Source organism: Streptomyces swartbergensis (assembly GCF_002148965.1).
Lineage (GTDB): Bacteria > Actinomycetota > Actinomycetes > Streptomycetales > Streptomycetaceae > Streptomyces > Streptomyces swartbergensis.
Genome location: NZ_NGFN01000428.1, coordinates 1 through 6,666, shown reverse-complemented (window position 1 = coordinate 6,666; position 6,666 = coordinate 1). Strand labels below are relative to the sequence as shown.

8 protein-coding genes are annotated in these 6,666 nt (G+C 73.4%); 7 read left to right on the top strand and 1 reads right to left on the bottom strand.

Going from position 1 to position 6,666, the window contains the following annotated elements:
- The 7 genes from CA983_RS38870 to CA983_RS38840 form a co-directional block, all read left to right on the top strand.
- Positions 1-675: OB-fold nucleic acid binding domain-containing protein (locus CA983_RS38870; RefSeq protein WP_086605415.1), on the top strand; the 675-nt coding region annotated here is incomplete at its 5' end.
- Positions 672-1,736, top strand: a complete 1,065-nt coding sequence (locus CA983_RS38865; RefSeq protein WP_086605414.1) for a thiolase domain-containing protein — start codon at positions 672-674, stop codon at positions 1,734-1,736. The genes CA983_RS38870 and CA983_RS38865, both read left to right, overlap by 4 nt.
- The gene (locus CA983_RS38860; RefSeq protein WP_086605413.1) at positions 1,733-2,899 is read left to right on the top strand and encodes a thiolase domain-containing protein; all 1,167 of its coding nucleotides are present in this window, start codon (positions 1,733-1,735) and stop codon (positions 2,897-2,899) included. The genes CA983_RS38865 and CA983_RS38860 overlap by 4 nt, the downstream gene beginning before the upstream one ends.
- A gap of 82 nt (positions 2,900-2,981) precedes the next feature.
- Complete coding sequence (locus tag CA983_RS38855) at positions 2,982-3,224, top strand: DUF397 domain-containing protein (RefSeq protein WP_010033039.1); 243 nt, start codon at positions 2,982-2,984, stop codon at positions 3,222-3,224.
- Positions 3,225-3,407: 183 nt separating this feature from the next.
- A complete protein-coding gene (locus CA983_RS38850; protein ID WP_086605412.1) occupies positions 3,408-4,310 on the top strand; it encodes a universal stress protein in 903 nt (300 codons plus the stop codon).
- A gap of 39 nt (positions 4,311-4,349) precedes the next feature.
- Positions 4,350-4,949: a CGNR zinc finger domain-containing protein gene (locus tag CA983_RS38845; RefSeq protein ID WP_167407542.1), complete on the top strand. Its 600-nt coding sequence runs from the start codon at positions 4,350-4,352 to the stop codon at positions 4,947-4,949.
- A gap of 59 nt (positions 4,950-5,008) precedes the next feature.
- Positions 5,009-5,506, top strand: coding sequence for a glycosyltransferase family protein (locus tag CA983_RS38840; protein WP_031141380.1), 498 nt, complete (start codon positions 5,009-5,011; stop codon positions 5,504-5,506).
- A 72-nt stretch (positions 5,507-5,578) separates the two neighbouring features.
- Here CA983_RS38840 and CA983_RS38835 read toward each other — a convergent pair.
- The coding region (locus tag CA983_RS38835; RefSeq protein WP_086605410.1) for an aminoglycoside phosphotransferase family protein at positions 5,579-6,666 on the bottom strand (1,088 nt) is incomplete at its 5' end.

Genomic DNA, 6,666 nt, shown 5'->3' with positions numbered 1-6,666 from the left:
CCCTTCGCCTGGGCCCTGGTCCGCCTCGACGGCGCCGACACCGCGCTGCTGCACGCCCTCGACGCCCCGGGCCCCGACGCCGTGCACACCGGCATGCGCGTCCGCATCCGCTGGGCGGAGGAACGCACCGGCGCCATCACGGACATCGCCTGCTTCGAGCCGTACGACGGCGGCCCGGCCGAACCGGCAGGGCACACGGGCGAGTTCGCAGACCCGGTCACCGGCATCGTCGCCGCCGCCCGCCTCGACTACACCTACTCACCCGGGCGCGCGCAGACCGCCTACATCAACGCCCTCTCCGGCCGCCGGACCGTCGGCGAGCGCTGCCCGTCCTGCCGGAAGGTGTACGTCCCGCCGAGGGGTGCGTGCCCCACATGTGGGGTGGCCACATCCGAACAGGTCGAGGTGGGTCCGCGCGGCACGGTCACCACGTTCTGCATCGTCAACATCAAGGCGAAGAACCTCGACATCGAGGTGCCCTACGTCTACGCCCACATCGCCCTCGACGGCGCCGACCTCGCACTGCACGGCCGGATCGGCGGCATCCCGTACGACGAGGTCCGCATGGGGCTGCGCGTCGAACCGGTGTGGACGGAAGGCGCCCGCTATCCCGACCACTACCGGCCGACGGGCGAACCGGACGCGGACTACGACACCTACAAGGAGCTGCTGTGACGAGCGCACCGGGGGACCGCCAGGTCGCCGTCGTCGCCTTCGCCCAGACCGATCACCGGCGCAGCAGCGAGGAGCTCTCCGAGGTGGAGATGCTCATGCCGGTGCTGCACGAGGTCCTCGACCGGACCGGCATGAAGACCGCGGACATCGACTTCACCTGCTCCGGCTCCAGCGACTACCTCGCCGGCCGCGCCTTCTCCTTCACCCTCGCCCTCGACGGCGTCGGCGCCTGGCCGCCGATCTCCGAGTCGCACGTCGAGATGGACGGCGCCTGGGCCCTGTACGAGGCCTGGACGAAACTCCTCACCGGTGACGCCGACACCGCGCTGGTCTACGCGTACGGCAAGTCCTCGCCCGGCTCGGTCCGCGACGTCCTCACCCGCCAGCTCGACCCGTACTACGTGGCGCCCCTGTGGCCCGACTCCGTGGCGCTCGCCGCCCTCCAGGCGCAGGCCCTCATCGACGCCGGCGACACCGACGAGCCCGCCCTCGCGGCCGTCGCCGCCCGCAACCGTGGGGCGGCGACGGCAAACCCGCACGCGCAGCTCAAGGAGCCAGCCCCGCAGGGCGACTACCTCGTACAGCCCCTGCGCACCGGCGACTGCCCGCCCATCGGCGACGGGGCCGCCGCCGTGATCCTCGCGGCGGGCGACCGGGCCCGTGACCTGTGCGCGCGCCCCGCCTGGATCCGTGGCATCGACCACCGCATCGAGGCCCACGGCCTCGGCGTGCGCGACCTGACCGACTCGCCGTCCACGCGCCTGGCCGCCGAACGGGCGGGCGCCTTCGAACGGCCCGTCGACACCGCCGAGCTGCACGCGCCCTTCACCGCCCAGGAGATCGTCCTGCGCAAGGCCCTCCGCCTCGGCGACGGGGTCGTCGTCAACCCCTCCGGCGGTGCCCTCGCCGCCAACCCGATCATGGCCGCCGGTCTCATCCGCATCGGTGAGGCCGCCGGCCGCATCCACCGCGGCGAGTCCGGCCGCGCCCTCGCCCACGCCACCTCCGGCCCCTGCCTGCAGCAGAACCTGGTCGCCGTACTCGAAGGGGAGCCCCGATGAGCAAGGAGCCCGTGGCCGTCGTCGGTATCGGCCAGACCAGGCACGTCGCGGCACGCCGGGACGTGTCCATCGCGGGGCTGGTCCGGGAGGCGGCCCGACGGGCCCTGGACGACGCCGAGCTGACGTGGGCCGACATCGACGCCGTCGTGATCGGCAAGGCGCCCGACTTCTTCGAGGGCGTCATGATGCCGGAGCTCTACCTCGCGGACGCCCTCGGCGCCGTCGGCAAACCCATGCTCCGCGTGCACACCGCGGGCTCGGTCGGCGGTTCCACCGCGCTCGTCGCCGCGAACCTCGTCGCGGCCCGCGTCCACGGCACCGTCCTCACCCTCGCCTTCGAAAAACAGTCCGAGTCGAACGCCATGTGGGGCCTGTCCCTGCCCATCCCCTTCCAGCAGCCCCTGCTCGCCGGAGCCGGCGGGTTCTTCGCCCCGCACATCCGCGCGTACATGCGGCGCAGCGGGGCGCCCGAGACGGTCGGCGCCCTGGTCGCCTACAAGGACCGGCGCAACGCGCTGAAGAACCCCTACGCCCACCTGCACGAACACGACATCACCCTCGACAAGGTCATGGCCTCGCCCATGCTCTGGGACCCGATCCGCTACTCGGAGACCTGCCCTTCCTCCGACGGCGCCTGCGCCATGATCCTCACCGACCGCGCCGGAGCCGCCCGGGCACCGCGACCACCCGCCTGGATGCTCGGTGGCGCGATGCGCAGCGAACCGACCCTCTTCGCCGGCAAGGACTTCGTCTCCCCGCAGGCCGGCCAGGACTGCGCGGCCGACGTCTACCGGCAGGCCGGCATCACCGATCCGCGCCGCGAGATCGACGGCGCCGAGATCTACGTCCCGTTCTCCTGGTACGAGCCGATGTGGCTGGAGAACCTCGGCTTCGCCGGCGAGGGCGAAGGGTGGAAACTCACCGAGGCGGGCGTGACCGAACTCGACGGGGACCTGCCCGTCAACATGTCGGGCGGCGTGCTGTCCACCAACCCCATCGGCGCCTCCGGCATGATCCGCTTCGCGGAGGCGGCGCTCCAGGTGCGCGGACAGGCCGGGGAACACCAGGTGGACGGCGCCCGCAGGGTCCTGGGCCACGCCTACGGCGGCGGCTCGCAGTTCTTCTCCATGTGGCTCGTGGGAGCCGAACCGCCGGACTCCTGAAAGGTCCCCCTCACGTGCCCTGTTGGCCATGGGGCACGATCGCTAGGCTGGCCGCGGACGACGAATCGGGAGGAGCACGGACGTGGCCGAGACCACCACCCAGCAGCGCCCGCTCACGGGCTGGGACAAGCCGGAGCTGGACCTCACCAACGCACAGTGGCAGTCCAGCAGCCGGGGGCGGGGGGATGTCCAGATCGCCTTCGTGGAAGGCTTCATCGCCATGCGGAACAGTGCCCGCCCGGAGAGCCCCTCCCTGATCTTCACGCCCGCCGAGTGGGGCGCGTTCGTGTCGGGAGCGCGGGAGGGAGAGTTCGACCTCACCTGACGCGACGCCGCCGACCTCGATCGCGGCACCATGCGAACCGTCCCGGACGGCCGTGACGCCACGGCCGATCCGGGGGTGTTCCGCCCGCGTTTGCGGACACGCGACCTGAGACATCCTCCCGGGGCACGCGCCTGAGCCAGGCTGGCCCGGGGGCACGGTCGTATCCCGGAAGGCGAGGAACCCATGAGCACCCTGCCGGTCATCGCGGCGGTCGACGGTTCGGACCACAGCATGCGCGCCCTGGAGTGGGCCCTCGACGCGGCCCGCCGGCGTTCGGCGCCCCTGCGCGTGGTGCACGTACGCCAGTACGCCCACTGGGCACAGCCCGAGGTGCTCGCGGCCGGACCGCCGGACCCGCAGGACGACCCGGTGCTCGACCGGGTCCGCGCCGACCTGGAGGGCCTCGGCGGGCTGCCGGACACGGAGTACGTCGGCCTGGAGGGCGCGCCCGGCGCCGTCCTGCCCGAACAGAGCGCCTCCGCCCAGCTGCTGGTCCTCGGTTCCCGGGGCCGCGGCGGCTTCGCCAGCCTGTTGCTCGGCTCCAACGGCATCGCCGCCGCCCGCGACGCCGAATGTCCCGTCGTGGTGGTGCCCCGGCCCGGACGCGAGGTCCAGGGCGGGACTGGAGCCGGCCCCGGCTCGCGCGTGGTCGTCGGCCTGAAGGTCGACGGCCCCGACGAGGCCACGCTCGAGTTCGCCTTCGCCGAGGCCGCCCGGCGCGGCGCCCGGCTCCAGGCGGTCGCCGCCTACCCGTGGCCCGCGCAGCCCTGGATGACGCCCGGCGAACTGCCCCCGCCGATCATCGACCAGGACGTCATCGAGGACGAGACCCGGATCCTCGCCGAGGGCTTCCTCGCCCCGTACCGCGAGCGGCACCCCGACGTCCCGGTCGAGCCCGTCCCGGCGGCGGGCGACGCCGCCGGACACCTCGTGGCGGCCTCCCCGGGCGCCGACCTCGTCGTCGTGGGCCGCCACCGGCGGCACCTGCTGGCACCCGCCCGCATGCTGGGCTCGGTCACCCACGCCGTCCTGCTGCACGCCGCGAGCCCCGTCGCGGTGGTCCCGCCGGCACCGCCGCAGGACTGACCCCGCTTAATGGATACCGGCAGGCCTATCATTAGGCCCATGCGGGAACCGATCGGCAGGGACGCCCGGCTCGCCCTGGACCTGGCCCTCACCATCCGGCACGACGGCAACGGCGGTGCCGCCGACGACCTGACCGAACCGGCAGACCTGACCGCCTGGGTCCGGGCACACCCCGAGGTCCTTCCGGACGCCGGCCGTTTCACCGCCGGCGCCGCGCAGCTCGCCGCCGTCCGAGACCTGCGCGCCGCCGTCCGCGCGCTCTTCGCCCGCGCCGTGCGCCCCGCTGAGCCGAGCCCCGCCGACGCGACCCGCCTCCTGCCCGTACCCGAGGCCGTACGGCGCCTCAACGAGGCCGCCGCCCGCACCCCCACCGTGCCCGTCCTGGACTGGCCCGAGGGCGCCGGACCCGACGTCCGCCGACAGCCCGTACGCGCCGGCGAGGACCTGACGGCCGCCCTCGCACACGCCGTGATCACGTTCCTCGCGAGCCCCGACCGCGACCGGCTGCGGGCCTGCCACGCGCCCCGCTGCGTGCGGTACTTCCTCAAGGACCACCCGCGCCAGGAGTGGTGCAAACCCTCGTGCGGCAACCGAGCCCGGGTGGCCCGCCACCACCAACGGCACCGGATGACGGCATAGGCCCGATCGGGTCGCCGCCCTCCCGACACTTCGCAGGCCGGGCCACGTACCATGGCGGCATGTCGTTCCTCCGCCGCCGCAGCGCCACGCCCGCCGGGCCCGACTTCGACGTACTGGCCATGGACCCGGGCGACTGGCCCGGCAACCTCGGTGCGGGACTGCTGCCCGCCCCCGACGGCACCTGCCAGGGCGTCTTCCTGCGTTACGACCTGTTCGGCGGCCGCGGCCCCGCCATGATCATCGGCAACCTGCCGGAGGGCTCCCCGGCCCGCGAGGTCCCCGAGGGACAGGTCCCCTTCGAGGTGGCGCAGCTGCTGCTGGCACTGGAGAACGACGAGGAGGTCACCGTCGTCAGCACCGAGGACGTGCCGGTGATGCAGGGCGACAACCTCCTGATCGTGCGCCGCGTCAAGCTCTCCGAGAGCCGCATCTCCTGCGTGCAGTTCGACCGCAGCGACAACGTCCTGGTGACCATCGCCGCCTGGGACCGCCCCATCACGGACGACCTGTACGCCCTCCTCAAACCACTGCCCGCGGAGCTCTTCCAGCAGGGCTGAACCCGGCGGCAGCCCGCACACGAAAGGGCCGCTGTGCGCCTGGCCAGGCACACAGCGGCCCTTTCGTCCCCGTCAGCGAGTGCCGACCGCCGCGCGCACGGCCCGCCGGGCCATCTGGCAGTCGTCGTGCAGCCGCCGCAGCAGCAGCCGCTGCTCCTCGCCGGACGGCACAGCACCAGGCTGGGCCGTAACCGGTGCCGCCGGGGTCGCTTCGTGCATCGAACGCTGCACGGCCGTCTCGTACGTACGGATCTCCCGGGTCAGCACCAGCATCAGGTTCACCAGGAAGGCATCCCTGGACGCCGGGCCCGCCGACTGGGCGATCTGGCTGATCTGCCGACGTGCGACCGGTGCGTCCGCGAGCACCGACCACAGCGTCGCCAGGTCGTACCCCGGCAGATACCAGCCCGCGTGCTCCCAGTCCACCAGCACTGGACCGGCCGGTGACAGGAGGATGTTCGACAACAGTGCGTCGCCGTGGCAGAACTGGCCCATGCCCTGCCGCCCGGCCGCCTGAGCGATGCCGTGCAGCAGCTTCTGGAGATCACCCAGGTCCCGGTCGGTGAGCAGGCCCAGCTCGTGGTACCGCGAGATCCGGGCCGCGTAGTCCAGCGGCGCGTCGAACGTGCCCGCCGGCGGCCGCCAGGCGTTCAGCCGGCAGATCGCGCCGAGTGCCGCCCTGATGTCCGCCCGCGGCGGCGCCTCGGCCGGGTGCCGCTGGAGCGCCGCCACTCGTCCGGGCATCCGCTCGATCACCAGTGTGCAGTTGTCCGGGTCCGCCGCGATCAGTCTCGGCACCCGCACCGGAGGGCGGTGCCGGACGAACGAGCGGTACGCCGCTATCTCGTGGCGGATCCGCTCTGACCAGGCGGGGGAATGGTCCAGTAAACACTTGGCGACGGCCGAGCTGCGACCGGTCGTACCGACCAGGAGCACGGCCCGTCCGTTGCGGCGCAGGACCTGCACCGGGGCGAACTCCGGGCAGATACGGTGCACCGACGCGATCGCCGTGCGCAGCTGCGCGCCCTGGGGGCCGGACAAGTCGAGTCTCCCGCTGAGCGGTTGGGTGCCGAGTACCGCGCCGCGCCGTGCCCTGCCCGCACCGAGCACGGGGGCCGCCGGCCGCGCGGGGGCGAGGTAGGGGCCGCTGTCCGTGGGAC